The sequence below is a fragment of the Streptomyces xiaopingdaonensis genome, assembly GCF_000262345.1.
GTDB lineage: Bacteria > Actinomycetota > Actinomycetes > Streptomycetales > Streptomycetaceae > Streptomyces > Streptomyces xiaopingdaonensis.
This window is the reverse complement of record NZ_AJTQ01000037.1, coordinates 1-22727: the sequence shown is the minus strand read 5'-3', so window position 1 is coordinate 22727 and position 22727 is coordinate 1. Positions and strand designations below refer to the sequence as shown.

20 protein-coding genes are annotated in these 22727 nt (G+C 69.6%); 4 read left to right on the top strand and 16 right to left on the bottom strand.

What is annotated here, in order from left to right:
- Positions 1 to 993, top strand: coding sequence for an NAD-dependent epimerase/dehydratase family protein (locus UWG_RS0102325; protein ID WP_016905594.1), 993 nt, complete (start codon positions 1 to 3; stop codon positions 991 to 993).
- Positions 994 to 1480: 487 nt separating this feature from the next.
- Here UWG_RS0102325 and UWG_RS0102320 read toward each other — a convergent pair whose 3' ends face one another.
- Positions 1481 to 2347, bottom strand: a complete 867-nt coding sequence (locus UWG_RS0102320; RefSeq protein ID WP_016905593.1) for a sigma-70 family RNA polymerase sigma factor — start codon at positions 2345 to 2347, stop codon at positions 1481 to 1483.
- 92 nt (positions 2348 to 2439) lie between these two features.
- Here UWG_RS0102320 and UWG_RS0102315 point away from each other — a divergent pair, with 92 nt between their 5' ends.
- Entirely contained in the window at positions 2440 to 3195 is a 756-nt protein-coding gene (locus tag UWG_RS0102315; RefSeq protein ID WP_337459915.1) for an SDR family oxidoreductase, read from the top strand.
- A gap of 138 nt (positions 3196 to 3333) precedes the next feature.
- On the opposite strand, the gene UWG_RS32915 is transcribed toward UWG_RS0102315, so the two are convergent.
- From UWG_RS32915 to UWG_RS0102280, 7 genes are all read right to left on the bottom strand, one after another.
- Positions 3334 to 3690 (bottom strand): hypothetical protein, encoded by a 357-nt coding sequence (locus UWG_RS32915; RefSeq protein WP_016905591.1) that lies wholly within the window; start codon positions 3688 to 3690, stop codon positions 3334 to 3336.
- A 96-nt stretch (positions 3691 to 3786) separates the two neighbouring features.
- Positions 3787 to 5592, bottom strand: a complete 1806-nt coding sequence (locus UWG_RS29340; protein ID WP_016905590.1) for a sulfatase — start codon at positions 5590 to 5592, stop codon at positions 3787 to 3789.
- Positions 5589 to 7484, bottom strand: coding sequence for a glycoside hydrolase family 2 protein (locus UWG_RS29335; RefSeq protein ID WP_016905589.1), 1896 nt, complete (start codon positions 7482 to 7484; stop codon positions 5589 to 5591). Before UWG_RS29335 ends, UWG_RS29340 begins: the two co-directional genes overlap by 4 nt.
- A gap of 60 nt (positions 7485 to 7544) precedes the next feature.
- Positions 7545 to 10526, bottom strand: coding sequence for an alpha-mannosidase (locus UWG_RS0102295; protein WP_033195925.1), 2982 nt, complete (start codon positions 10524 to 10526; stop codon positions 7545 to 7547).
- A gap of 148 nt (positions 10527 to 10674) precedes the next feature.
- Positions 10675 to 11559 (bottom strand): carbohydrate ABC transporter permease, encoded by an 885-nt coding sequence (locus UWG_RS0102290; protein ID WP_016905587.1) that lies wholly within the window; start codon positions 11557 to 11559, stop codon positions 10675 to 10677.
- Positions 11559 to 12470, bottom strand: coding sequence for a carbohydrate ABC transporter permease (locus UWG_RS0102285; protein WP_016905586.1), 912 nt, complete (start codon positions 12468 to 12470; stop codon positions 11559 to 11561). Before UWG_RS0102285 ends, UWG_RS0102290 begins: the two co-directional genes overlap by 1 nt.
- The gene (locus UWG_RS0102280; protein ID WP_016905585.1) at positions 12467 to 13804 is read right to left on the bottom strand and encodes an ABC transporter substrate-binding protein; all 1338 of its coding nucleotides are present in this window, start codon (positions 13802 to 13804) and stop codon (positions 12467 to 12469) included. Before UWG_RS0102280 ends, UWG_RS0102285 begins: the two co-directional genes overlap by 4 nt.
- A gap of 239 nt (positions 13805 to 14043) precedes the next feature.
- On the opposite strand from UWG_RS0102280, the gene UWG_RS0102275 reads away from it, so the two are divergent.
- A complete protein-coding gene (locus tag UWG_RS0102275; protein ID WP_016905584.1) occupies positions 14044 to 15261 on the top strand; it encodes an ROK family transcriptional regulator in 1218 nt (405 codons plus the stop codon).
- Between the two features lie 144 nt (positions 15262 to 15405).
- On the opposite strand, the gene UWG_RS0102270 is transcribed toward UWG_RS0102275, so the two are convergent.
- The 4 genes from UWG_RS0102270 to UWG_RS0102255 all read right to left on the bottom strand — a co-directional run bounded on the left by UWG_RS0102270 (position 15406) and on the right by UWG_RS0102255 (position 17806).
- Positions 15406 to 15933 (bottom strand): carboxymuconolactone decarboxylase family protein, encoded by a 528-nt coding sequence (locus UWG_RS0102270; protein WP_016905583.1) that lies wholly within the window; start codon positions 15931 to 15933, stop codon positions 15406 to 15408.
- 25 nt (positions 15934 to 15958) lie between these two features.
- Positions 15959 to 16492, bottom strand: a complete 534-nt coding sequence (locus tag UWG_RS0102265; protein WP_016905582.1) for a DinB family protein — start codon at positions 16490 to 16492, stop codon at positions 15959 to 15961.
- Positions 16493 to 16496: 4 nt separating this feature from the next.
- Positions 16497 to 16787 carry a hypothetical protein gene (locus UWG_RS0102260; RefSeq protein WP_016905581.1) on the bottom strand — a complete coding sequence of 97 codons (291 nt, stop codon included), beginning with the start codon at positions 16785 to 16787 and terminating at the stop codon, positions 16497 to 16499.
- A 128-nt stretch (positions 16788 to 16915) separates the two neighbouring features.
- Entirely contained in the window at positions 16916 to 17806 is an 891-nt protein-coding gene (locus UWG_RS0102255) for a LysR family transcriptional regulator (RefSeq protein WP_237719963.1), read from the bottom strand.
- Positions 17807 to 18446: 640 nt separating this feature from the next.
- On the opposite strand from UWG_RS0102255, the gene UWG_RS0102250 reads away from it, so the two are divergent.
- Positions 18447 to 19697, top strand: coding sequence for an MFS transporter (locus tag UWG_RS0102250; protein ID WP_016905579.1), 1251 nt, complete (start codon positions 18447 to 18449; stop codon positions 19695 to 19697).
- Between the two features lie 39 nt (positions 19698 to 19736).
- Here the strand turns inward: UWG_RS0102250 and UWG_RS0102245 are convergent, their stop codons facing one another.
- The 4 genes from UWG_RS0102245 to UWG_RS0102230 form a co-directional block, all read right to left on the bottom strand.
- Positions 19737 to 20573, bottom strand: coding sequence for a cytochrome c biogenesis CcdA family protein (locus UWG_RS0102245; RefSeq protein WP_016905578.1), 837 nt, complete (start codon positions 20571 to 20573; stop codon positions 19737 to 19739).
- Positions 20570 to 21346: a DsbA family protein gene (locus tag UWG_RS0102240; protein WP_029391087.1), complete on the bottom strand. Its 777-nt coding sequence runs from the start codon at positions 21344 to 21346 to the stop codon at positions 20570 to 20572. Before UWG_RS0102240 ends, UWG_RS0102245 begins: the two co-directional genes overlap by 4 nt.
- Positions 21347 to 21422: 76 nt before the next feature.
- On the bottom strand, positions 21423 to 21830 hold the full coding sequence (locus UWG_RS0102235; RefSeq protein WP_016905576.1) for a hypothetical protein: 408 nt from the start codon (positions 21828 to 21830) through the stop codon (positions 21423 to 21425).
- A 209-nt stretch (positions 21831 to 22039) separates the two neighbouring features.
- Positions 22040 to 22486: a hypothetical protein gene (locus UWG_RS0102230; RefSeq protein ID WP_016905575.1), complete on the bottom strand. Its 447-nt coding sequence runs from the start codon at positions 22484 to 22486 to the stop codon at positions 22040 to 22042.
- Between the last annotated feature and the right edge of the window lie 241 nt (positions 22487 to 22727).

Genomic DNA, 22727 nt, shown 5'->3' with positions numbered 1-22727 from the left:
ATGCACTACCTGGTCACCGGCGCCGGGGGCTTCGTCATGAGCGTCCTCGTCAAACAGCTGCTCACATCGGAGCCCGACGCCGTCGTCACCGCCGTCGACCTGCATCCGCCCGACGGCGTCCTCACCGGTTTCCTCGCCGGGCACGAGGAACGCGTGCACTACACCCGGGCCGACGTCTCCGACAGCGCGGCGCTCTCGGAGACGCTCACGAAAGCGGCGCCGGACGTGGTGGTGCACGGGGCCACCGTCACCCACGACGCAACGAGCGAGCAACGGGACCCCGCCCGATTCGTCCGGGTCAACGTCGGAGGGACGACGGCGGTGCTCGACGCCGCGCGGCGTGCCGAGAGCGTGCGTCGCGTCCTCCTCGTCAGCAGCGGTGCCGTGTACGGGGGTTCGTCGCAGCGGCTGCTGACCGAGGACTCCGCGACGGAGCCCGACGAGATGTACGGCGTCAGCAAGGTCGCCGCCGAGCTCGTCGCGAGACGGTTCGGTGAGCTCTACGACCTCGACGTGCCGGTGGCGCGCCTGACCAAGATGTTCGGCCCCATGGAGCGGCCGAGCTCGGGCCGCGCCGTCATGTCGCTGCCGTACCACCTCGCCTCGGCAGCGGTGCGCCGCCGGCCCGTCAGGCTCACCGAGCGCACGCTCCGGGCGGGCGGTGACTGGCTCGGCGCGACCGAAGCCGCGCGGGCACTGCACCTGCTCGCCCGCGGTCGGGGCACGGCACGGGGAACCTACAACCTCGCAAGCGGCACCCGGACCAGCGTCCCCGACCTCCTGGCGCTCTTCGGCGTCGAGTGCGACCAAGCCCCGCCGGAGACGGCGGACGCCGACATGGCCCCGGACGCCGAGACCGGCAAGGACGGCATCTACGCCGCCGACCGGGCACAGCGCGACCTGGCCTGGCAGCCGGCCCCGCTGAACGAACAGGTCGCCGAGTACGTCGCATGGGCGCGCGCACATCCGGAGCTGTTCGCAGACGGCGGGTGACGCCGCACCGTGCGCGCTCCTCACGCGGCCATCTCTGTTCCGGAGGTGGCCGCGTTCGTTCTTCGATCCGCCCCGCACGTTGGCCGACTCCTCAGGAGCGCCGTCCCCGGACGGGGTTCGGTGCGCAACCGGGCGCAGCCCGCCCTCCCTTCACGTGCTCCTGGTTCCGCAGGCGGGGACGCTGGAGGCGATGTCGGACGCCGCCGCTGCCGGGACCGGCAACGCCGTGCTCGTCTCGTCGGGTTACGGGGAGGCCGGCCCGGAGGGGCGCGCAGCGCAAGCCGAACTCGTGGCCCATGCGGAGAAATTGGGCATGGCCCTGCTGGGGCCCAACCACCTCGGCTTCGCCAACTTCGTCGACCAGATCCCCGCTCGTCGGCGACGACAGGGTCGCCGACGATACCGACGTACACACCCGCCGCGCTCATCGCCTCCGACAGCACGGGTCGCTGCTGTTCTTCCGCGGTCATGGAATGTCGCTCGGCGTCTATACCTCCAGGACGGCGTTGAGGTCCGGGAGACGCTCCCGATCGGCTAGAACGCTGAGTCCGGTGATCCGGTCGCCGTCGATGTCGAACGCCATGATCGAGACGACCCGACCATTCATGATGGCGGCGACGCCGGGGCGACCATCGATGAGGATGGGCGTCGAGTGTTCAGCCAGACGGCCCGATACCACTGCTTGCGCGGCGATGGCTCGGGCTCCGGTAATGGTCTGGGTCGAGTTGCCGTAGTCGGCGTGCAGGACTGCGCCGTCATCGAGGAGCGCCAACAGTTCTGTGAGATCGCCGTCTTGGGCGGCAGTGAGCCAGGCGTCAATGATGCGGCGTCCCCGAGCGCGTCCGGGACGTGCGGGCGCCTCAGCTCCTCGGAGACGGCGTCGTGCTCGTGAAGCGAGTTGTCGTGCTGCTTCGGGAGAGCGATCGAGCACTGCGGCGACCTCGGTGAAGGATTGTCCGAACACGTCGTGGAGTACGAAGGCGATCCGCTCGGCCGGGCTCAAGAGTTCGAGAAGGGTGAGGAGTGCGGCGCTGATCCGGTCGCTCCGTGCGATCAGATCGGCAGGGTCCGCTTCGATGGCGATGGGCTCGTCGCGCCACGTCTCGGCCTGCCAGCAGTGCTCTCGTGTACGTCTCGGTGCCCTGAGCATGTCGAGGCTGATCCGGGAGATGACGGTGGTCAGCCACGCGGCCAGGTTCTCGATCGCTGCCGTGTCACTACGTTCCAGACGCAGCCAGGCCTCCTGCACGGCGTCGTCGGCGTCGGCGGCTGATCCGAGGAGTCGGGTGGCGATGGCGTGCAAGCGGGGTCGCTCGGCTTCGAAGCGCCGGGCCAAGATATTTCGTTCGGTCATGTCACGTCTCCTCGGTGTCGTTCGTCGTGAGCCCGACGAACGAAACAGCTCGATCGTGACGAGAGGACGACACCATGACTGCACCTGTTCTCGTGACCGGTGGAACCGGCACCATCGGCAGCCGCGCAGTACCCATGCTAGGAACAGCCGGACAGGAGGTGCGAGTCCTCTCGCGGCATCTCGGCGAGAACGGGCCCGGCATCACCCACGTCCGGGCCGACACCGTCACCGGAGAAGGGGTGGCCAAGGCACTGGACGGCATCGAGGTCGTCCTCCACCTGGCCGGCGGCGCGAAAGGCGACGACACCGCGGCGCAGAACCTCACAGACGCGGCAAAGGCAGCCGGTGTGAAGCACCTGATCCTCATCTCGGTCACCGGAGCCGACAAGATGCCGATCGGCTACTTCCACGCCAAAGCCGCAGCCGAGCAGATCGTTGCGGAGTCCGGGGTGCCGTACACGATCATCCGGGCCGCGCAGCTGCACGACTTCGTACTGCCCGTCATCCGAGCTATGGGCAGGCTGCCGCTCTTGCCGAAGCCCGGTGGGCTGCGCTTCGAACCCGTGGCCGTCGAAGAGGTCGCCCGCCGTCTGTGCGAGGTGACGCTGGGCCATCCCGAGGGTCGTGTCGCCGACATCGTCGGCCCCGAGGTACTGACCGTGCGTGAGCTAGCGGACGTCTTCTACGAGGAGACACGTCGCCATCGCCGGCTGAGTCTGCCGGTGCGCATCCCCGGCAAGATCGGCCGCGCCTACCGCGCTGGCGACAACCTCGCTGACGATGACGCGCTCCGGGGTACGGGAACGTGGCGGGAGTTCCTCGCAGCGAGCATGGGTGCGGAAGTGTGAAGGCAGCCTGGGAAGCTCTGATGGTGCGCGACGCACTGCACGGCAACATCGCCCGGCGTTGGTCGCTGCGCGATGTTGCCCATCGCGTGGGCTGGTCGCGCACGCAGGCCCCGGACATGTTCGTTCGGCACGTCGGTGTCACGCCGGGCCGGTACCGCCTCCACGGGCTCCCGACCAGCGTTGTGGGAAGCGGTGCGCACTTACACGGCGAGATCCGTCCGTCACGACCCGAGAGATGCGGGCGAGGCGCTGCTGGTCGTCGTGCTGACGAGAACGGATGCGCTGGACCGGGCGGAAGCGCTGCCGCATCCACGTGGCCCGGTCGATGATCCCGCCGTAGTGGTCGTCATCGAGTCGTTCCAGTGCCTCACGGTCAGACTCCAAACCCTCGGCCAGCGCCTTCCGCTCGCCATCGGCCTCGGCGGTACGGCTCGGCATCGACTCCGAGGCCAGCGCAATCAGCGAGAACGCCAACTCGGATTGGTTGCTGGCCACTTGCGGACGCTGCCGACCGCACCCCGAGACCCAACGGCCCAACGGCCCGGTTGGCTTGCTGCGTTCGGCAACCTCCTCCGGAAGACGGCGTGCTGTTCAGCTTCCGGGAAAGAGACGTGCGAGTTCGTTCGCCAACCCCGTCAACTGCTCGCGGTCGGGTTCCCCGGTGGCGGCGGCCAGTTGGAGCAGTGACATGGCGCCCGGCGCCGTCAGCTGTTCGGAGTCGGTGATTCCGGGCACGAAACGGCGCACCGCCTCGACGGCCACCGGGTCGGAGAGCAGCACGGCGAGGGGCGTACGCAGGTTCAACCTGCCCTCGGGGAACTCGTCGGCTCGCGGCGCCCGGCCCAGCGCCGCTTCCTGGTGCGGTTGTTCACGGTGCGCGGCGGCCTGGAGGTGCGCCGTGGTCACCTGTTCCGGCTTCCGGGGCAGACCGAGGCGCTCGTACTGGTCCGCTGGGGCATCGGTGTCCCGGAGCTGTTCCACCAGCAACCGGATCATGCGAAGCTCCGCTTCGTCGTCGACGACCGGCCGCTCCTGGTGGGGATCGTCGGCCAGGTCGTACAGCAGCGTTCCGAACCGGAAGGGGTCGAAGCCGGGCGCTGTCCGGGCGGGGACCCGCAGCGTGCGGACGCCCTTGGTGAAGTCGAAGGGGTCGGCGAGTTCCGCGTCGGTCAGCTCGGCCGGAGTGAAGCGGCCCCGCCCGTGTGTGGGCATCAGGGTGTGTTCGTAGAGGGGTCGGTTGGTCGCGTCGTGGCAGGAACGCATGTACACCCAGCGGCCGTCGGTGATGTTGACGTGGCCGCCGAACATGCCGAAGAGCGCGGATTCGCGCAGCGGTACCTCGCTCAGGGAGTCGTCGGTCGCTTCGGGCAGAGGGCGGCCCTGCATGTCGGGGGTGCGGTCGACGCCGAAGAATTCCAGGAGCGTCGGGGCGATGTCGATCGTCTGGACGAGGCCGGAATGGCGGCTGCCCGCCTGCGTGGGCCGGCGCGGGTCCCACACGAACAGAGGGGTGTTCGCCAGCTCGTTGTACCAGGGCTGGACGAGCTTGCCCCACCAGCCTTTCTCGCCCAGCAGAAAGCCGTGGTCGGTGCAGACGATCAGCAAGGTGTCGTCCCACAGGTCGTACTCGTCCATCGCGTCCAGCACCCGGCCCAGCGAGTTGTCGCACATGGAAAGCAACGCCGCGTACTCGAAGCGCGCATGGGCGGCTTCTTCCTCGGTCTCGGTGACCTTGGCGTAGTTCGGCCAGTCGAAGTGCGGCCCGTGGTAATCGTGCGGGTAGAGGTCCTTGTAGCCCTTGTGCGTGAAGAAGGGTTCGTGCGGGTCGAAGGTCTCGATCTGCACGAACCAATCGTCCTGCGCCCGGTTTTCGCGCAGGAATTCCAGGCCCGCATCGAAGGTGAGCGTCTGCGGGTGTTTCTCCTCCGTGTCCATGTGCGCACGGTTCACCCAGTCCTGGCGCCAGAGATCGTTGCGGTTGCTGTGCAGGTCCTCCGGCAGTACCGGGTCGGCCACCTGCCCGATCCAGGCATCGCCCTCCTGGCCGCGGAAGAACTCCCAGGTGTTGTAGCGCCCGTGGTAGGTGGCGCCGCCGTCCTCCCAGTAGTGCTGATGGTCGCTGACCAGGTGGGTGTACACGCCGTGCTGCTTCAGCATCTCGGGCATGGAGTCGTCGAACGGCTCCAGCGGACCCCAGCTCCGGTGCAGGAAGTTGTGCCTGCCCGTGTGCAGTTCACGCCGCGCCGGCATGCAGGGCATCGATCCCACGTAGCAGTTGTCGTACGTGGTGGAGCGGGCGGCGAGGCGCGTGAAGTTCGGGGCGTGCACCCAGTCCGCGCCGTAAGGAGGCAGCATGTGCCGGTTCAGGCTGTCGAACATGACCATGATGGCCTTCATGCGCCCGGTCCTTCCGTCGAACGTGGTCCTTCCGCGGCGTCGTTCCCTTCGCGCTGCCTCGCGCCGACTTCAATGGCCGCGGACCGGAGTTGAGCCGAGCGGATGCGCTGGATATCGAATTTCTCGGACCGGTCGAATCCGAAGATCCCGTTCTGTTCCTGGAAGACGTCGGTCAGCTGCGTGTAGCAGTAGCCGAACATGTCCGGGTGGCCGAGCAACGCACCGACGAGCCCTTCGAACCGGGCGTGGAACTCCTCGACGCTGCGTACCCGGTCGCCGTACCCCCAGGACCCGGTGACCGTCTGCGGCCGGCCGGCCTCGGCAGGGTTCCACCAGATGCCCCCGAACTCGCTGACGAAGAAGGGCTGTCCGCGATAGCCGATGGACCAGGACTCACCCGTGGTGTCCGACCGGTTCACGTAGGGATCGCCGTCGGAGAGGGCCCTGTGCGTGGCGGCGAAGGCGTCCGGGTCCTGTTCGTAGTCGTGGCTGTCGAACACGTCGGACTCGGCGATCCGGTGTGCGTAGCCGGAGGTGTCGAGCACGGGCCGGGAGGTGTCGTGGGCCTTGGTGGCCAGGAACATGCCGCGCATCACGTCGTCCAGCGCGGTGATCCGGTCGCCGTAGTCCTGCCAGGTCTCGTTCATCGGGCACCAGCCGATGATCGCCGGGTGCGAGTGGTCCCGTTCGAGCACCTCCAACCATTCCTGGATGTACGACGCGTCCGGCTGCTGGTTGGTGGACTGGCCCTCGCCCGTGTTGCAGCCCCAGTCGCCGAACTCGCCCCACACCAGGTAGCCCAGCCGGTCGGCGTGGTAGAGGTAGCGTTCCTCGAAGACCTTCTGGTGCAGTCGTGCACCGTTGAAACCGGCTGCCTGGCCGAGTTGGATGTCCCGCACCAGATCGGCGTCGGTGGGCGCCGTCATCAGCCCGTCGGGGTAGTAGCCCTGGTCGAGCACCAGTCGTTGGAAGACGACGTCGCCGTTGATCCGGACCTGCTTGCCGGTGATGGCGACGCTGCGCAGGCCGGCGTACGACTCCACCTTGTCGACGACCCGTGCGTCCGGGTCACGCAACTCGACGCTGAGTCCGTAGAGATGGGGATCGGCCGGCGACCACAGCCGGACCCGCTCCGGTGGCAGTGCCAGGCTCAGCCGGGGCGCGAGATCGAGGTCCGCGCGTACGGTGCCGGTGACCACCTCGCCCGTGCCGTCGCTGACGCGGATGTGCACGACGCCGCCGGGCAGGTTCTCCGAGAGCGGCACCTCCACGTCGAACGTTCCCGCCGCGACGTTCGGTGTGATGCGGGGGCGGCGGATGGCGGTCCGCGGCACCGGTTCCAGCCAGACGGTCTGCCAAATGCCGGTGGTGCGGTGGTACTTGGCCGCGCGCGGGGTGTAGGGCACCGACTGCTTTCCCCTGGCCTGCGGTGCCTCGGGGTCGTCGCGGGCCCGGACCACGAGAGGCACCGGTTCTCCCGCGGGGGCGGCATCGGTGATGTCGAGGCTGAAGCCGGAGAACCCGCCGCGGTGCCGGCCGATCTCCATTCCGTTCACCCACACCGTCGCGTCGTGGTCTACCGCGCCGAAGTGCAACAGCACCCGGTCCCCCGCCCACTCCGGTGGGACGGTGATCGTGCGGCGGTACCAGACGGCGCGCATGAAGTCCTGCTCCCCGACCCCCGAGAGCGCGGCCTCGGGGGCGAAGGGCACCACGATCTCGCCGGCCAACTTGCCCTGGTCCAACTCCGGTTCGGCGAGTCCGCGCTCCCGACCGGTGTCGGACCGGTCGATCTCGAACTCCCATCTGCCGTTCAGGTTCAACCAGCGGTCACGCTGGAACTGCGGCCGCGGATACTCCGGCCTGGGCGGATCGAACCGATCAGCCGGCATGGCAACCACCTTTTCGTTCAACTCTTCTCAACTCGTCGATGTGTGACCCCGCCCGCCGGCTCAGGCCACCGGGTCGCGGAATCGGAGGGTGAGCAGCTCGAACGGGCGAAGTTCCAGGCGGACTTCGCTCCCGGGCTCCGCTCTCCGGACGGCCTCGCTCTCCACGGCACGCTCCAGAAGGTCGGTGGCGAGGGCCTCGCGCCAGGAGAACCGGGTGCGGACGGTCGCGCGGGAGCGATTGCCGTGCGCCTCGTACAGGCGCACGACGAGATCGCCCGAGCGGTCCTCCGCGAGTTTGACGCTCTCCACCACCACGGCCGGGTCGGAGACCTCCAGCAACGGCTCCACCGCGGCGCCACCCACCGTGCGCAGGGGAAGTTGCAGCGCGTACCCGTCCGCGACGGCGTCCGGAATCCCTCCGGGACGCAGGCTGACGGAGAAGGTGTGCCGCCCCTGGTCCGCTGCGGGGTCCGGGTAGCGCGGCGCGCGCAGCAGCGACAGCCGCACCGTCGTCATCGGACGGCCCCCGGGCGCCTGCCCGTTGCGGATGTCGTGTCCGTAGACCACGTCGTTGGCGAGGGCGACGCCGTAGCCGGGCTCGCCGACATGGACCCACCGGTGCGCGACCGTCTCGAACCGGGCGGCGTCCCAGGAGGTGTTCTGGTGGATCGGCCGGTGCAGGTGACCGAACTGGATTTCCGACGTGGACCGATCCGCCCTGATGTCCAGCGGGAAGGCGAGTTTGAGCAGCTTCTGCGACTCGTGCCAGTCGATGTCGAAGGCGTAGGTGAGCTTGCCTTCGGAGAGCCGGACGGACATGGCGATCACCGTGTCGCCGCGCTCGTGCCGCACCACCACCGCATCGTCCTCGATGCCGACCGACACCGGATCCACGAGGTCACGGCCGCTGCGCTTGTCCTCGTCGTTGATGTCCCACGCGTCCCACTCCCGCGGGGTGTCGCGGAAGAGTTGAAGGACACCGCCCGCGACGCCCTGCGGCAGCAACTGCCGGTCGGCAACCGGGTCGACGAGCGAGACGACCGTACCGCGCCCGTCGATCTCCGCGTGCAGCATCCCGTCGTCGAGCACGAACCTGTCGTTCACCCGACAGGGGGCGGCCGCCGCGGGCGGCGAGGCGGGACCGATGCCGGCCGCCGGTACACCGTGCAGCGGATAGGGACCCGCGTTGGCCGCGACCGGGGTGCGGTCGTCCTCGCCGCCGTCGCCACCGCCGAGTGCGTCGAGCGCGGTCGCCACGAGGGAGTCGAGCTCCCCCGCCACCCGGTCGTAGTCCCGCTCGGCGTCCTGATGGACCCAGGCGATCGACGTGCCCGGCAGGATGTCGTGGAACTGGAGCAGCAACACCGTCTCCCAGATCCGCCGCAACTCGTCGTACGGGTAGGGCGCTCCGCTGCGGAGGGCGGCGGTCGCCGCCCACAACTCGGCCTCCCGGAGCAGGGCCTCGCTGTGCCGGTTGCCCCGCTTGCTCCGCGCGTGCGAGATCAGCGTGCCGCGGTGCAATTCGAGGTACATCTCGCCGACCCACACGGGCGGCGCGGGCAGTTCGGCCTCGGCGGCACGGAAGAAGCTGTCCGGATCGTCCATCCGCACCCGCGGCGATCCGTCCAGGTCGTGCTTGCGCTCGGCCGCTGCCAGCATCTCCCTGGTGGGGCCTCCGCCACCGTCGCCCCAGCCGTACAGTCCGAGTACGTGCCGTGCCGCGCCCTTCTGCCGGTACGTCCGCTCCGTACGCGCGAGGTCGGCGGCGCCGAGGTCCGAGTTGTAGGTCTCCGCGGGCGGGAAGTGGGTGAACAGCCGGGAGCCGTCGATGCCTTCCCAGTGGAAGCTGGAGTGGGGCATCGCGTTGGTCTCGTTCCAGGACGGTTTCTGGGTGAGGAAGTAGCGGGCGCCCGCCGCCCTGGCGATCTGCGGCAGCGCGGCCGTGTACCCGAAGGAGTCGGGCAGCCAGACCTCTTCGCTGTCCACCCCGAACTCCTCGGCGAAGAAGCGCTTTCCGAGCACGAACTGACGGGCCAGCGCCTCACCTGAGGGCATGTTGGTGTCTGACTCGACCCACATGCCGCCGACCGGGCGGATGACACCCTCGGCCACTGCTCTGCGGACCCGTTCGAACAGGCGCGGCTGGCTCTCCTTGAGCCAGGCGTACTGCTGCGCCGACGAGGCGGCGAACACGAACTCCGGGTGGCGTTCGCTGAGATCCAGCACGTTGGCGAACGTCCGCGCCACCTTCCGCACGGTCTCCCGTACCGGCCACAGCCACGCGCAGTCGATGTGGGCGTGGCCGACGGCGGAGACGATCAACGAGCTGTCGGCCGCACGGCTCGCGAGTACGGGCGCGAGGACCTCCCGGCCGCGCGCCGCGGTGCCCGCGATGTCTTCGGGGTCCATGACGTCGACCATCCGCTCCAGCGCGTACACGATCTCCGCGCGCCGGGAGCCCTGTTCGGGCAGGACGTCGACCAGCCCGTCGAGGGCGGTCACGTCCTGGAGAAGGTCCCACACCTGCCGGTCGCGAGAGGCGACGGACAGCTCTTCGAGGCGGTACAGCGGCCCCTCGCCCGCGGTCGCCTTGTCGCCCATCGCCGTGGGTTCGTACTCGTAGGGCACCTGGACGATCGGATTCGCCGCCGCCTCGATCAGCAGACGGAAGGGCCCCGGCTCCGGAAGCGGAACCCAGGAGTTGTAGGGCTCGATCGCCTTGACGATCTCCCCGTCCGGGCGGTACACCGTCCCCTCGGCCTGGAAGCCCGGCTGGTCCCCCGTGAATCCCAGGTCGACGACGAGTTCGGCCTGCCCGCCGGCCCACTCCGCCGGCACTTCGCCGGAGACGTCGAACCAGGTGGTGCCCCAGGGTTTGCCCCACGACCGGCCGAGCGCGAACGGCTCGTACTGCTCCCGCACCGCCTCGGCGAACGGCACGGGCTCGCCCTCGACCGTCCACGCGGCGATGCGGACCGGACGGGTGTCGCGGTAGACGGCGGGCCGTATCCGGAACTTGGTGAACCGTCGGACCCGCTGCATCGCCAGTGCGGTGGCGTCGAGTTGCACTCGGCCATGCGGATTGTCGTCAGCCAAGACAGCGTCTCCTCTTACGTACTGCTGGTTGTTCTGTACTGGGCGGGGGGGGCGCAGTGGCCCGTTGCCATGGGAGCCAAGTGGGCGCGTCAGGTCAGGACTTGATGGCACCGCCGAGGCTCGATCGCATCAGGTGTCGCCGTAGGAAGAGGTACAGCACGGCGGGCGGCGCCATGTAGACGACGGCGCTCGCGGCGAGCACGCCCCAGTCGACCTGGTTGAAAGCGGTGAACGACCGGAACAGACCGATCGAGAGCGGATAGAGGTCGGGCGACTGCAACAGCACGAGCGGGGTGAGGAAGTCGCCCCACACGGCCATGAACGTCAGCATCGCGGCGGCGCCGAGCCCCGGGCCGACCAGCGGCAGGATGATCCGGCCGATCGCGCCGAACCGGCTGCTGCCGTCGAGCCACGCCGCCTCCTCCAGCTCGAAGGGAATGGCGTCGATGGTGCCCTTCAACAGCCACAAGGTGATCGGCAGCGCCGCCGACGCCTCGACCAGGATCAGGCCGAAGTAGCTGTCGTCCAGCTGGATCTTGACCATCAGCAGGTACAGGGCAACGATCGTCGCGGGCGGCGGGATCACCCGGATCAGGAGGATCGCGAACATGAAGGTCCTGCGTCCGCGGAACCGGTAGCGGGAGAGCGCGTAGGCGCCGAGGACGCCGCAGGCGAGGTTCAGCGCGGTCGCGGCGAACGAGACGATGACGCTGTTCAGGAAGAGCCGCGGGGTGGCGCCGTCGGTGAAGAACCGGACGAAGTTGTCGAACGTGAACGCCGGAAGGCCGACCGTCGGCCCGCCGTCGGCGTCCACCGCCGTGAGCGCGACCCAGGCGAACGGTACGACGCAGAACAGCCCCAGCAGCACCATCAGCGCGTACTGCAGCGCCTGTTGCAGGATCGCCCACGCCGGCCTGCGGGGCCGCGAACCGACTGTTGCGGTGGCCTTCCCGGGCTCGGTGGTTGTCGTGGCCGCCATCAGACCTCCACCTTGGCCAGCCGGGCATAGGTCATGCCCAGGATCGTCAACAGGATGAGCAGGATTACGGACGCGGCGCTTCCCAGGCCGATCTGGGAGTACTTGAAGGCGCTCTGGAAGATGTACACGGAGGTGATCTCCGTCTCCTGTCCCGGACCGCCCTGGGTCAGGAAGTAGATCAGACCGAAGACACCGACCGTGGTGATGGTGGTGAGCAGCAGGTAGAGGAAGACCGGACCGCGGATCAGGGGCAGGGTGATGTGCCGGAAGACCTGGAGCGCGCTTGCGCCGTCCATCCGCGACGCCTCGAGCAGCTCGTCGGGTACGTCCTCCAACGCGGCCTGGAACATGATCATCGCGAACGCGATACCGCGCCAGACGTTGATGAGGATCACCGAGGTCATCGGATACTCCTGCAGCGGCGCCGCCGCGCCCGAACCGAACAGTCCGAGCAGCCGGTTGAACGTGCTGCCGTCCTCGGAGGAGAGCACGCTCGCCCACGTCAGCGAGGCGACGACCTCGGGCACCACCATCGGCAGGAGCATCAACGCTCCGAACAGCCCCTTGCCGCGCAGCCACTTCTGACGCAGCAGCAGTGCGGCGAGCATGCCGAGCACCGTCTGCCCGATGATCGCCGACCAGAGCACGAACTCTCCGGTGCGGCCCAGCGATGCGAGGAAGTCCGTGGAGCCCAGCAGGTTCCGGAAGTTCTCCAGTCCGACGAACTGCGGGTCCTGCGCCGCGAATCCGGTCAGTTGCGTGTTGGTGAGGGCGAGATAGATGCCGTACGCGGCGGGAGCGACCACGAAGACAGCGATCAGGAGGACCGAGGGTCCGAGCAGCACGGGCAGCGCAGCGCGCTCCTGCAGGGGACGTGTCGGCCGGGCGGCCGAAGTCTTCGCCGTGGTCATTTCGCCACCCGAGTGCTGCCGAGCAACTCCGCGGCCTCTTCGGCGAAGGCGTCGGCGGCCTGGCTGCCGTCCGCCTCGCCGGACACGATCTTCGCCGTCGCACTCTGGACCGCCTGCGAGACGCGGTCCTCTCCGTCACCCAACGGTGGCTGGATGCTGGATTTGAGCTCGTCCTCCGCCTGGAGCAGGGACGGCTCGTTCTTGTACGGCGCAGTGCCGGAGAGGCCCTCGCGCGGCGAGACGGCGCCCACCGCGGCCAGTTGCTTGGCCAGCGCCTTCCCGGAACTCAGCCACTTCGCCAGCTCGACGGCGGCGTCGGGATGGGCGGCGTCGGCGTTGACGCTGTAGCCGAAGCCGCCGCCGCTGATCGGGGCGGGCTTGGTGCCCGGCACCAGGGCCGGGTAGTCCCAAGTGCCGATTCTCTCGCGGGAGTTCTTGATCGGGGCCGACCCTTCGGGGCCCCAGTCGTACTTCCACCCCCAGCTTCCCTGGGCGGCCACCGGAAGCGTGCCCTGGGGGAACTTCCGGTACTTCGTCGGCTCCCACGGGTTCGGGTTCTGCAGGTCGCGTACCGGGAGCAGGTCGGCCTCGACGAGGTCCGCGTAGAGGTCGAAGGCGGCCGACAGGCCCTTGCTCCTGAGCTTCCACTTCCCGGACTCGTCGTCGTACAGGGTGCTGCCGGTACCCGCCACGACGGGCAGGAGGCCCTCCGACCACGATCCGTCGCCCCAGGCGGTCCCGGCGGGGAGGACGATCGGAGCCTCACCGGTCTTGGCGCGGACCTGCTTCAGCCGTGCGATGAGCTCGTCCCACGTGCGCGGCTGCGAGGTGTCGATGCCCAGCCGCTCCAGCACGTCCTTCCGGTAGAAGAGGCTCTGCACGCTCGCCTCGTGCGGGAGGGAGTAGTAACTGCCGTTCCGCTCCCGTGCGCCGTCCTTCACCGACGGGTAGTACTCGTCCCAGCCTTCCCACGTGTGCAGGTACTTGTCGAGCTTCAGCAGGTAACCGGCGCCGGCCATGCCGGTCACGTTCTTGTTGCCCATGTCCACGACGTCCGGCGCCTTGCCGGAGTAGAACTGCTGCGTGATCTTGGTTCGGAACTGGTCGTCGGTGAGGATGTCGGTGACCAGCTCCACCTTGACGTCCTGCCCCTTTTCGGCCATCGCTCTCTCGAACTCCGGTATGAGGTCCTTGACGACGTCGGCGCGGGCCTCCTGGAACTGCAGCAGCTTGACGGTCACCGGGCCGTCCGCGCGGGAGTCCGAACACGCCGTGAGCACCCCTGCGAACAGTAGTCCGGCCGCGCCGGCGGCGAGTACACGGTTGCGTCGCATAGGCATCTCTCCTGGCCGTGTTTCCGATCCATCTTTTATCAAATGGATTGGATAAAGTTCGGTGATGCTATGGAGCGAGATCGTCCCCCGTCAAGGGATGACGCCAGATCCCGTAGCGTGACCCGCACCCGGCCGGGACAGCCTCCTGTGGGCGCAGATCACCGAGCCACCCCGCGAACCGCTGCGAGGCCCGCGCGATCGTCGGTCCGAGGGTCCTAGAGGAAGGCAGGGAGAGGCACATGCGGCGAGGCAGCAACCAGCTCCGGCTGGCGGACTACAACCAGGCGGTGGTGCTGGAGGTGGTGCGCAGGTCGCGCGGAGTGAGCCGAGCCGACCTGCAGCGCGCGACCGGTCTGAGCTCCCAGACGATCTCCAACATCACCCGTCGGCTGATCGACGACCACCTGGTCCGGGAAAGCGCGCCGGGCGGCAACGCGCGCGGCCGGCCGAGCATACCGCTGGTCACCGACCCGGACGGAGCCTACTCAGTCGGTGTGCACATCGACCCGGCAAGACTGACCGTCGTCCTCCTCGACCTCGACGGCGAGGTCCGGCTTTCGTGTCAGAAACGAACACCGCAGGCCACCAACCCGTCCGAGGTGACCGCCTGCATCGCCGACGCCGTCGACGGCCTGATCGCCGAGGCCGGCATCGACCGGACCCGGGTGCTCGGGTTGGGCATCGCCGCTCCGGGCCCGCTCGACGTCGGGGCCGGGCTGCTGCTCGACCCGCCCCAGTTGCCCAACTGGCGCAACGTCCGACTGCGCGCCGACCTCCACGAAGCGACCGGGCTGCCCGTCCTGCTCGACAAGGACGTCACGGCCGCCGCCACGGCGGAGCTCCGCTCGTCTTCCGAGGCGTCGAACACGTTCATCTTCCTCTACCTGGGGTCCGGTGTCGGCGCCTCCGTCGTGCTGGACAACCAGGTCGTCCGGGGCACGACCAACAACATCGGCGAGATCGGCGACCTGGTCGTCGACCCCGACGCCGAACGGCTGGAGTGGAGCGGCCGACGCGGCGGTCTGGCCGCCGCCTGCGTCCCCGAGGCGCTCGTTCTCCAGGCCGCCCGCGTGGGCCTGTTGCCGCTCCCGAACCTCAGCGACTACGTCGCCATCGACGACGCCTGCTCCTCACTGTGCGCCCTCGCCTCCGCGGGAGACGGCGGCGCCTCCCGCATCCTCGACCACGCGGCACGCCGTGTGGCCGTCGGCCTCGGCGTGCTGGTGAACCTGCTCGACGTACCGCGGGTGGTGATCGGCGGCCCGCTCTGGGGCCGCCTCAGCCCGGTGTTCCTCCCCGTCATTCCCGGCATCGTCGAGCGCGAACTCGTGGTGACAGGCAGGGACATCGAGGTGCGGGGGTCCGCCGTGGGCGACCAAGTGGCTGCTCAGGGCGCCGCCGAACTGGTACTGGACCACTTCCTCGCACCCCGCGCGTCCGCGCTGATGGTGGGCTGATGGCCCCACGGGGACGGCCGCCGGTATGCCCGTCGCTGGTCGATCCGACCTGATCGCCGCCGTCCGGCCCCGTCGACCGGCGGCCGTCACCCGGTAGTTGGTCCGGACGACGTGACCCGAGCACCGCGGGCAGGTTGCTTGTCGTCAGATGGCCAGCGCCACCAGGAAGCGGGAAACCATGTTGTAGGCCGCGACCGTGGCGACCGCTTCCACCGTTCGGTTCTCGCCGAACAAGCGCTTCATCTCCTCGACGACCAGAGCGTCGACCTCGACCTGTTTCGTGGACTGGTCGGTCAGCGTGATCAGGGCGCGTTCCTCTTCGTCGAAGACGTCACTGTCCGCGCCTTCCCCCTGGAGGGCTTCGCACTTCTCCTCCGTACCGCCCGCCTGCAGATACGCCGGGTGATGCACCCTCCATTCGAAGTCGGCGCGGTTCAGCGCGGCCACTCGCAGCATGATCAATTCACGGTGTTCCAAGGCGAGTTCGAACTCGGCGCGGATCCGGCCCAGCAGTGCGTTCCACCCTGTGGCGAGCGGGAAGCTCTTCAGCAGGACCCGATCGATGCCGATCAGTTCGCCGTTGGGTCGACGGGCCTTCATGCCTGCCAGGAGTTCGGGCGGGGGCGAGGGGATCGTGTCGTCCTGCCAGGGTGTGACGCGCACATCGCTCATGTCGTGCTCCTTGACTGTGCGGGGCTCAGAGGTACGGATTGCAGACGAGGTAGCCGTCCACGCGGCTGAGCCGATCCGAGGCGGGGTCGGGCGGAAGTGCGTGGCCGAGGTCGTCGGCACGGACCTCGCTGATCCACTGGTCGTGCTGGTACTCGTGGTTGATGAGAGCGACCAGCAAATGCTGGGCTACGACGCCCAGTTGGGCGGGGACGCCTACCGTGCCGGCCGCGATGTCGCCGATGCGTGCGTGGACGCGCTCGGCGACCGTGTCGCGGAAGGCGGTGAGCCGGCCGGCGGTCGGTAGCGCGCCGCGGAACTTCTCCGGGTTGGCCGAGTCCATGAGTCCGTCCAGTTCCGGGTCGGGGCTGGGTTCGGCCGCCGTGAGGTTGCGGATCATGAAGTGGGCGACGTGGGCCTGGTGGCCGAGGTGCCAGCCGATGGCGCTGGAGTCCTCGTGCGGTCGCCACGTCACCTCGTCCGGGGTGAGGTCCTTCCACAGCTCGTCGGTGTAGGCGCGGGCCCGGTCGTACTCGCGGAGGAGTTCCTGGGTCTCGTACATGACGTCACCCGGCTCGGACGGTCTCGTAGACGCGCACGTCGGGATTGGCCTCCAACAGCGGGGCCAGCTCTCCGACCACGTCGCGGGTGAAGAGGTCGCCGGCCAGGTACGCCTTGGCGTCGGCCGCGTTCCGGAAGGCGTGGAGGACTTGGACATCCTCGTCTCGGACGAGGAGTTCCTTGCTGGTGGCTCCGGGGACGGTGTCCAGGAAGAGCTGCTTGTACTTCTCGTAGACGCCTGCAGCCGCGGCGCGATTGTCCGGGGCCACTCGCAGGGTGATTTCGAGATATGCCATGGTTATGCCTCATTCGACGGCGAGGTGCTGCGGTGCGGCGGATTCCGCAACGTGCCTGCCACGTTAGGCAGGCGGCCGAGGCGCCGGTAGAGGAGTCCTGCGAATCTGGCCATAGGTGCTGTGTATGGCTACGCGCGGGCTGCCGCGAGACTGTCGGCGAGGTGGAGGAGGTCAGCGGCGAGCGGGGAATCGGCGCTCCAGACGGCTTCGAAGGAGATCTGCACCTCGCGGCCCTCGTCGAGGAGCGGGCGATGGGGAGCGTCGGGCGAGCTGAGCTTGGAGTGGGGAAGCATGGCCGATCCCAGGCCCAGCTTCGACCAGTCCTCGAGGACCTGGTAGCTGGCGGCTTCCCCCGGGTAGGTGCGAAGGGGCATCTCGCGCGCCTCGAAGAGCTGCGTGGTGAACGTGGTCAGGCCGCAGGTGTCCGGCACGAGGATGAAGCACTCCTCGCCCGCTTCTTCGAGTTCGAGCGGAGTCGATTCCGCAGTGCCGGGACTGACGACGGCCATCGGCTCCACATCGACGACGCGATGCTCGAAGCGCGGCATCGCGGCCACGGCCGGGATCAGGATGACGTCGAGCTGTCCGGCGATCAGGTCTTCGCGCAGCTTCTGCATGTTCGCCTCGCGCAGCACGAGGTCACGCGGCGCCGGCAGATCCTGGACCGTGCTGAAGGCGCGGGCGACCAGGCGCGAGCCGATCAGCGGGGAGAGGCCCATGCGGATCTTCTGCTCTCCGACTTCCGTCAGCCGCCTGGCCTCCGCGGCCACGGCGTCGAACCCCTCCAGGGCGCGCTCGATCAGGGGCAGGACGCGGAAACCGAACGCCGTCTGGGTCACGCCTCGCGGGGAGCGGTCGAACAGCTTCTCGCCCAGGCGCTCCTCCAGCTTGGCGATGCCGTTCGACAGGGCGGGTTGGGTCACGCCGTAGGCGCGGGCGGCGGCGCTGAACGACTTGGTCTCCGCCACGGCCTGCGCGTAGCGGAGCCCTTCGAGGTTCATCCGGTCGGCCATAGCCATCGCTTATCGCTCCATTCACCGCTGTCCCCTACCAGGTGGTTTCGTGCCTGCCTAGGGTCTCCGTGGCTCCAACATAACCAGCAGCTATGGACATCGCCTTGTTCCCGGAGGAAGCATCCATGTCGGACGGTGCCGTGGTCGCGAGCGAGCTCGGAGGCTCTCCGTGCCCGTCCGCGGCCGGGACGCCGTCGCCGACGGGCGGTCGGGTCCGGGTGACGGCGAGCGGCATGTGCGACGCCGAGATCATGACCGGAGCGGGCACCGCCTTCCCCCCGGACCGCGAAACCGCCGGTGTCCTCCCCGGATCGGATGAGCGGGTCGAGGGCTGGTCGGTCGGGCACCGTGCGTTCCGCCGGTCCGGGGGCGTCGTGCACTGCCCCGGACGCCGGAGTGCCGGCCTGTCCTGCCCGGGCGGCTGGTCCCTGAGCAGCACCGGGCCCGCGCTCGCCCTTTTCGAGGCGGCCGTTCGGCTGCGCGGGTGTACTACCTTCAACGCCGTGACGAGGCCGGCTCGTTCGCCGTCCGGGCGCACACAACCGGCGCCAGCCGACGCACCACCCAGCACGAACCGGGCCGACAACTCGCCGAGCCCGGCCGAGCCACCGCCCCGCCCTTTGCAGTACCTGCTCCGGAAGAGGACATGACCGACACCGCATCCGACGGCACGACGGACCACATATCCGACCTCGCCCAAGCCCAACGTCGCACCTTGCGCGTTCTCGTCGCCTCCCAGGTGTTCAGCGGAGCCGGGCTCGCCGCCGGCGTCACCGTCGGCGCTCTCCTCGCCCAGGACATGCTCGGCACCACCAGTCTCGCCGGGCTGCCCAGCGCCCTGTTCACCGCCGGCTCCGCCCTCACCGCCGTCGCCGTCGGCCGCATCTCCCAAGCCCGCGGCCGCCGCCCCGGCCTGGCGACCGGCTACTTCGCCGGGGCGCTCGGTTCGGCCGGCGTCCTCGTCGCCGCCGTGTCGGACAACCCCGTCCTGCTCTTCCTCGCCCTGTTCGTCTACGGGGCCGGCACCGCCACCAACCTCCAGGCGCGCTACGCCGGAGCCGATCTCGCCGCCCCCGGCCACCGCGCCCGGGACGTCTCCACCGTCCTGGTCGCCACCACCCTCGGCGGCGTCGCCGGGCCCAACCTCGCCGCTCCCATCGGCACCTTCGCCGAAACTCTCGGCATCCCCCACCTCGCCGGCCCCTTCCTCCTCTCCGGCGTCGCCTACGCGCTGGCCGCACTCGTGCTCGCCCTGCGGCTACGGCCCGACCCGCTGCTGCTGGCCCGCGCCTCGGCGAGGAAGGAGGAAACCGACGCCGGCGCCGGTGCCGCCGATCCGAGCGAAGGGCGCGGCGGCGTGGTCCTCGGGGCGCTGGTCATGGTCCTCACCCAGCTCGTGATGGTCGCGGTCATGACGATGACGCCGGTCCACATGCACGACCACGGCCACGGCACCGCCGCCTCCGGGCTCGTCATCGCCGTCCACGTCGCCGCCATGTACCTGCCGTCCCCTCTGACCGGCCGGCTCGTCGACCGCTACGGCCGCATGAAGATCGCCGCCGCGTCCGGTACCACTCTCCTGGTCGCCGGCGTCGTCGCCGCCGCGGCGCCCGTCAGCTCCGTGCCGCTCCTCGCCCTCGCGCTCGCCCTGCTGGGCCTCGGCTGGAACTTCGGCCTCGTCTCCGGCACGGCGATCATCACCGACACCGTCCCGCTGGCCACCCGAGCCAAGACGCAGGGACTGGTCGACGTCTCCATCGCCGTCGCCGGTGCCACCGGCGGCATGGCCTCCGGCATCATGGTCGCCGCCACCAGCTACCCCGCCCTCGCCCTCACCGGCGGTGTCCTCTCCCTCACCCTTCTACCCGCCATAGCCGCCAGCGCCTACCGCCGATGACCTGCGGACCCCGCTTCCGGGCAGACCGCGGCGACCGACTCACCGCCGGTCGCGGCTCTCCTCCCTGCTGTTCCTGACCAGGACGACGCTCGCTCCCACCGCCACCGCGGCGGCGAGGGCGGCCAGGAGAAGGTGCCCCGGGACGGCGGAGGCGAGAGCGGCCACCCGCTGTTCCCACGCGTACTCGGTGTCCACGTCCAGCAGCGACGGCAGCGCGGCCGAACCGTCGAAGAGGAGGAAGACGGCGCCGAGGGTGATGAAGAGCAGGCCGCCGATCACCGAGGTGCTGTGGAGGTGCAGGCGGCCGATCCGGAAGCCCCGCCCTCGCAGCCAGGCGCGCCGCCCCAGTTGCCAGCGGTTCCACAGGAGGGCGAGGAAGAAGAGGGGAGCGGCCATGCCCAGGGCGTACACCGCCAGAAGAAGACCGCCGCGCAGCGGGCTCCCGCCGAGCGCGGCGACGGTGAGGATGCTGCCCAGGACGGGCCCCGCGCAGAATCCGGCGAGCCCGTACACGGCGCCGAGGGCGACGGTGGAGGACGTCGATCCGGAGGGGGCTCCGGCGCGTTGCTGGAGGCGGCGGGAGCCGAAGCCGAGTCCGAGGAGTTGCACGGCCCCCAGAGCGATCATGGTCCAGCCGCCGACGAGGACGAGCGTGTCCCGGTGACCGATGAACAGGCGGCTGGCGAAGGCCCCGCCCGCCCCGAGGGGGACGAGCGTCAGGCACAGCCCGGCGTAGAAGGCGGCAGTGTGCCGGAACAGCCGCGTTCCGTGGGTGAAGGAGTAGGCGAAGAAGGCGGGCAGAAGGAGGGCGCTGCACGGGCTGAGCAAGGCGAGCAGCCCGCCGAGGAAAGCGAGGAGGATACCGGCGTCCGTCATTTCGCCTCGCCCTCGTTCTTGCTCTCGCCGAGAGCGCTTTTGATCTCCTCGTGGAAGGTTTCCGTGGGTTGCGCGCCGAGCAGGGGTGTGCCGTTGACGAGGAAGGCGGGCGTGCTGGTGACGCCGAGGGCGTACCCCTCTTCACGGTCGCGATCAACTGCCTGGCGGGCCTGAGCCGATTCCATGTCCCGGCGGAAACGCGTGAGGTCCTCCACGCCGACCGCTTTCGCGTGGGCGACGAGCTTGTCCTTCGTGAATTCGCCGGTGTTGCGCTCGCGCGGCTCGGCGTAGAGACGGTCGTGGAACTCCCAGAAGGCACCCTGCCGACCGGCGGCCCACGCGGCGTGCGCCGCCTTTTCGGACTCCTCACCGAAGATGGGGAAGTTGCGCCATTCGATGCGCAGCGACCCCTTCTTCACGTACGTGCTCAGGAGTTCCTGCTTGGTCTCGCGTGCGAAGCGTCCGCAGAACGGGCACTGGAAGTCGGAGTACTCGACCATCACCACGGGTGCGTCGACCGAGCCGACGGCCAGGGGGTCGTCGGTGTCCCGACGCGCCAGGTCGGGGCCTGCCGGTGCGGAATCTCCCGGCACAGGTTCGGCCGAGGTCTCGGGTTGGGAGCGGTCGGGATCCGACTCGGAGCCGGCGGTCGCGACCAGCGCCACGGCCGCGGCGGTGGCGGCGACCAGCACGCCGGCGGCCCAGACGGTGCGCCTGCGACGTACGCGCGCCTGCGGGGCGGCGGGAGTGGACGAAGAAGACTTCTCGGGCATGAAGAACACGCTCCTGTGAGCAGAGGATCAGGTGGCCTGGCCGATCGGCCCTCGGAAACGGGCCCAGGAGACGGCGTCAGGCGGTGGGCGTGGGGCAGGCGGCCTGGGCGTTGAGGCGGCGGAGTGCCGCCTCGGCAAGCAGCGCCAACGAGCCGAGGGCGAGCAGGGGCTGCAACGGCGCCCAGTAGCTGAGCGCGCCACCCGTGCCGAGCAGCAGCAGGACGATCTTGTTGCAGACCGGGCAGCCCACGGCGAAGAAGGACAGCACTCCCCCGACCGAGCCGAGCCGACCGCCGGGGGCCACCGGCGGGCCGGGGCGCAGGTACGTGCCCAGGACCAGCCCGGAGAGCAGCGCGGTCAGGGCGAGGGCCGGGTAGTGCCACCACTGGACGGGGATCTCCCGACCGAAGAACGCGTTGGGGATGACGGCGGTCGGCACGCCGACGACGACGGCCGCGGCCACGGCAGCGGCGGCTGCGGCCACCCACTGCCGGGGCTCCCACAGGCGCAGTGCGCCCAGGGCGGTACGCAGGGAGCGGCTGCTCCCGACGGCTGTGGGAACAGGTTCGGGAGAAGCGGGCGACGGGTCCATGAAGATGTCTCCGTGACTGAGGAGGGACGCGAGCGCGGAGCCGCTTCCGCACCCCGGAGCCCATGGAGGCTCGGGCAAGGAGGTGGGAGCGGCGGGCCGGTCTAAATCCTCAGTACGGAGACGCGCGGAGGCGGTGCCTTCGCGGACTGTTCCTCGCTGTGGGCGAGCCATCGTGCGGCCCGCGGGGTCTCCGCGACTTCGCCCGGAGAGGGCAGTTCCGCCAGGGCAGGCGCTGCGACATGGGGGCTGCCCGACTGCTCCGGCGCCTTGCGCTCAGGGCAGCTTCCACCGTCGGCGGGCAGGATTTCGGCGCCGTCCGTGACCGTCTCGTCAGCGGCGGACGCGTGTGCACCGTGCTCGGCGGGTGCGACGTCTCCACCCTCCGACGGGGACTGCGCCATCCCGACCACCGGAGCACCGGTGACCGCCCGGCCCGACTCGCCTTGCAGACCGGTCTGCCCGTGGACGCAGAGCAGACCGAAGAGAACGGCGATCAGCAGCAGGAGGAAGGAACTCATCGACCGGTCGGTCGTGCGTGCTCGGCGCACTGCTCCTCCTCCCCTGGCGGACTGGTTCGTCTGGCACCTCGGTGATCCGCCAACTCACCGTACTCGCCCGGTCGGCGCGGTCTGCGCAGAGGTCGCCTGCACTCGCACGATGCGCGGCACGCATGGGCGACGGCGACCCCGACGAGAGGCGTCTCCCTCCGCGAGATCTCGCGGAGGTCGGGACAGGGGACGCAAACCCACGCGCGCGCCCCGAGCGCACATCAGCGCCTGTCCACCGCCG

Coding starts and splice junctions, on each gene's coding strand:
- UWG_RS0102325 (WP_016905594.1), top strand. CDS start 1: ATGCACTACCTGGTCACCGGCGCCGGGGGCTTCGTCATGAGCGTCCTC.
- UWG_RS0102275 (WP_016905584.1), top strand. CDS start 14,044: ATGCGGCGAGGCAGCAACCAGCTCCGGCTGGCGGACTACAACCAGGCG.
- UWG_RS0102245 (WP_016905578.1), bottom strand. CDS start 20,573: ATGACGGACGCCGGTATCCTCCTCGCTTTCCTCGGCGGGCTGCTCGCC.
- UWG_RS0102270 (WP_016905583.1), bottom strand. CDS start 15,933: ATGAGCGATGTGCGCGTCACACCCTGGCAGGACGACACGATCCCCTCG.
- UWG_RS0102265 (WP_016905582.1), bottom strand. CDS start 16,492: ATGTACGAGACCCAGGAACTCCTCCGCGAGTACGACCGGGCCCGCGCC.
- UWG_RS0102295 (WP_033195925.1), bottom strand. CDS start 10,526: ATGCAGCGGGTCCGACGGTTCACCAAGTTCCGGATACGGCCCGCCGTC.
- UWG_RS0102255 (WP_237719963.1), bottom strand. CDS start 17,806: ATGGCTATGGCCGACCGGATGAACCTCGAAGGGCTCCGCTACGCGCAG.
- UWG_RS0102285 (WP_016905586.1), bottom strand. CDS start 12,470: ATGACCACGGCGAAGACTTCGGCCGCCCGGCCGACACGTCCCCTGCAG.
- UWG_RS0102290 (WP_016905587.1), bottom strand. CDS start 11,559: ATGGCGGCCACGACAACCACCGAGCCCGGGAAGGCCACCGCAACAGTC.
- UWG_RS29335 (WP_016905589.1), bottom strand. CDS start 7,484: ATGCCGGCTGATCGGTTCGATCCGCCCAGGCCGGAGTATCCGCGGCCG.
- UWG_RS0102260 (WP_016905581.1), bottom strand. CDS start 16,787: ATGGCATATCTCGAAATCACCCTGCGAGTGGCCCCGGACAATCGCGCC.
- UWG_RS0102250 (WP_016905579.1), top strand. CDS start 18,447: ATGACCGACACCGCATCCGACGGCACGACGGACCACATATCCGACCTC.
- UWG_RS0102240 (WP_029391087.1), bottom strand. CDS start 21,346: ATGCCCGAGAAGTCTTCTTCGTCCACTCCCGCCGCCCCGCAGGCGCGC.
- UWG_RS29340 (WP_016905590.1), bottom strand. CDS start 5,592: ATGAAGGCCATCATGGTCATGTTCGACAGCCTGAACCGGCACATGCTG.
- UWG_RS0102320 (WP_016905593.1), bottom strand. CDS start 2,347: ATGACCGAACGAAATATCTTGGCCCGGCGCTTCGAAGCCGAGCGACCC.
- UWG_RS0102280 (WP_016905585.1), bottom strand. CDS start 13,804: ATGCGACGCAACCGTGTACTCGCCGCCGGCGCGGCCGGACTACTGTTC.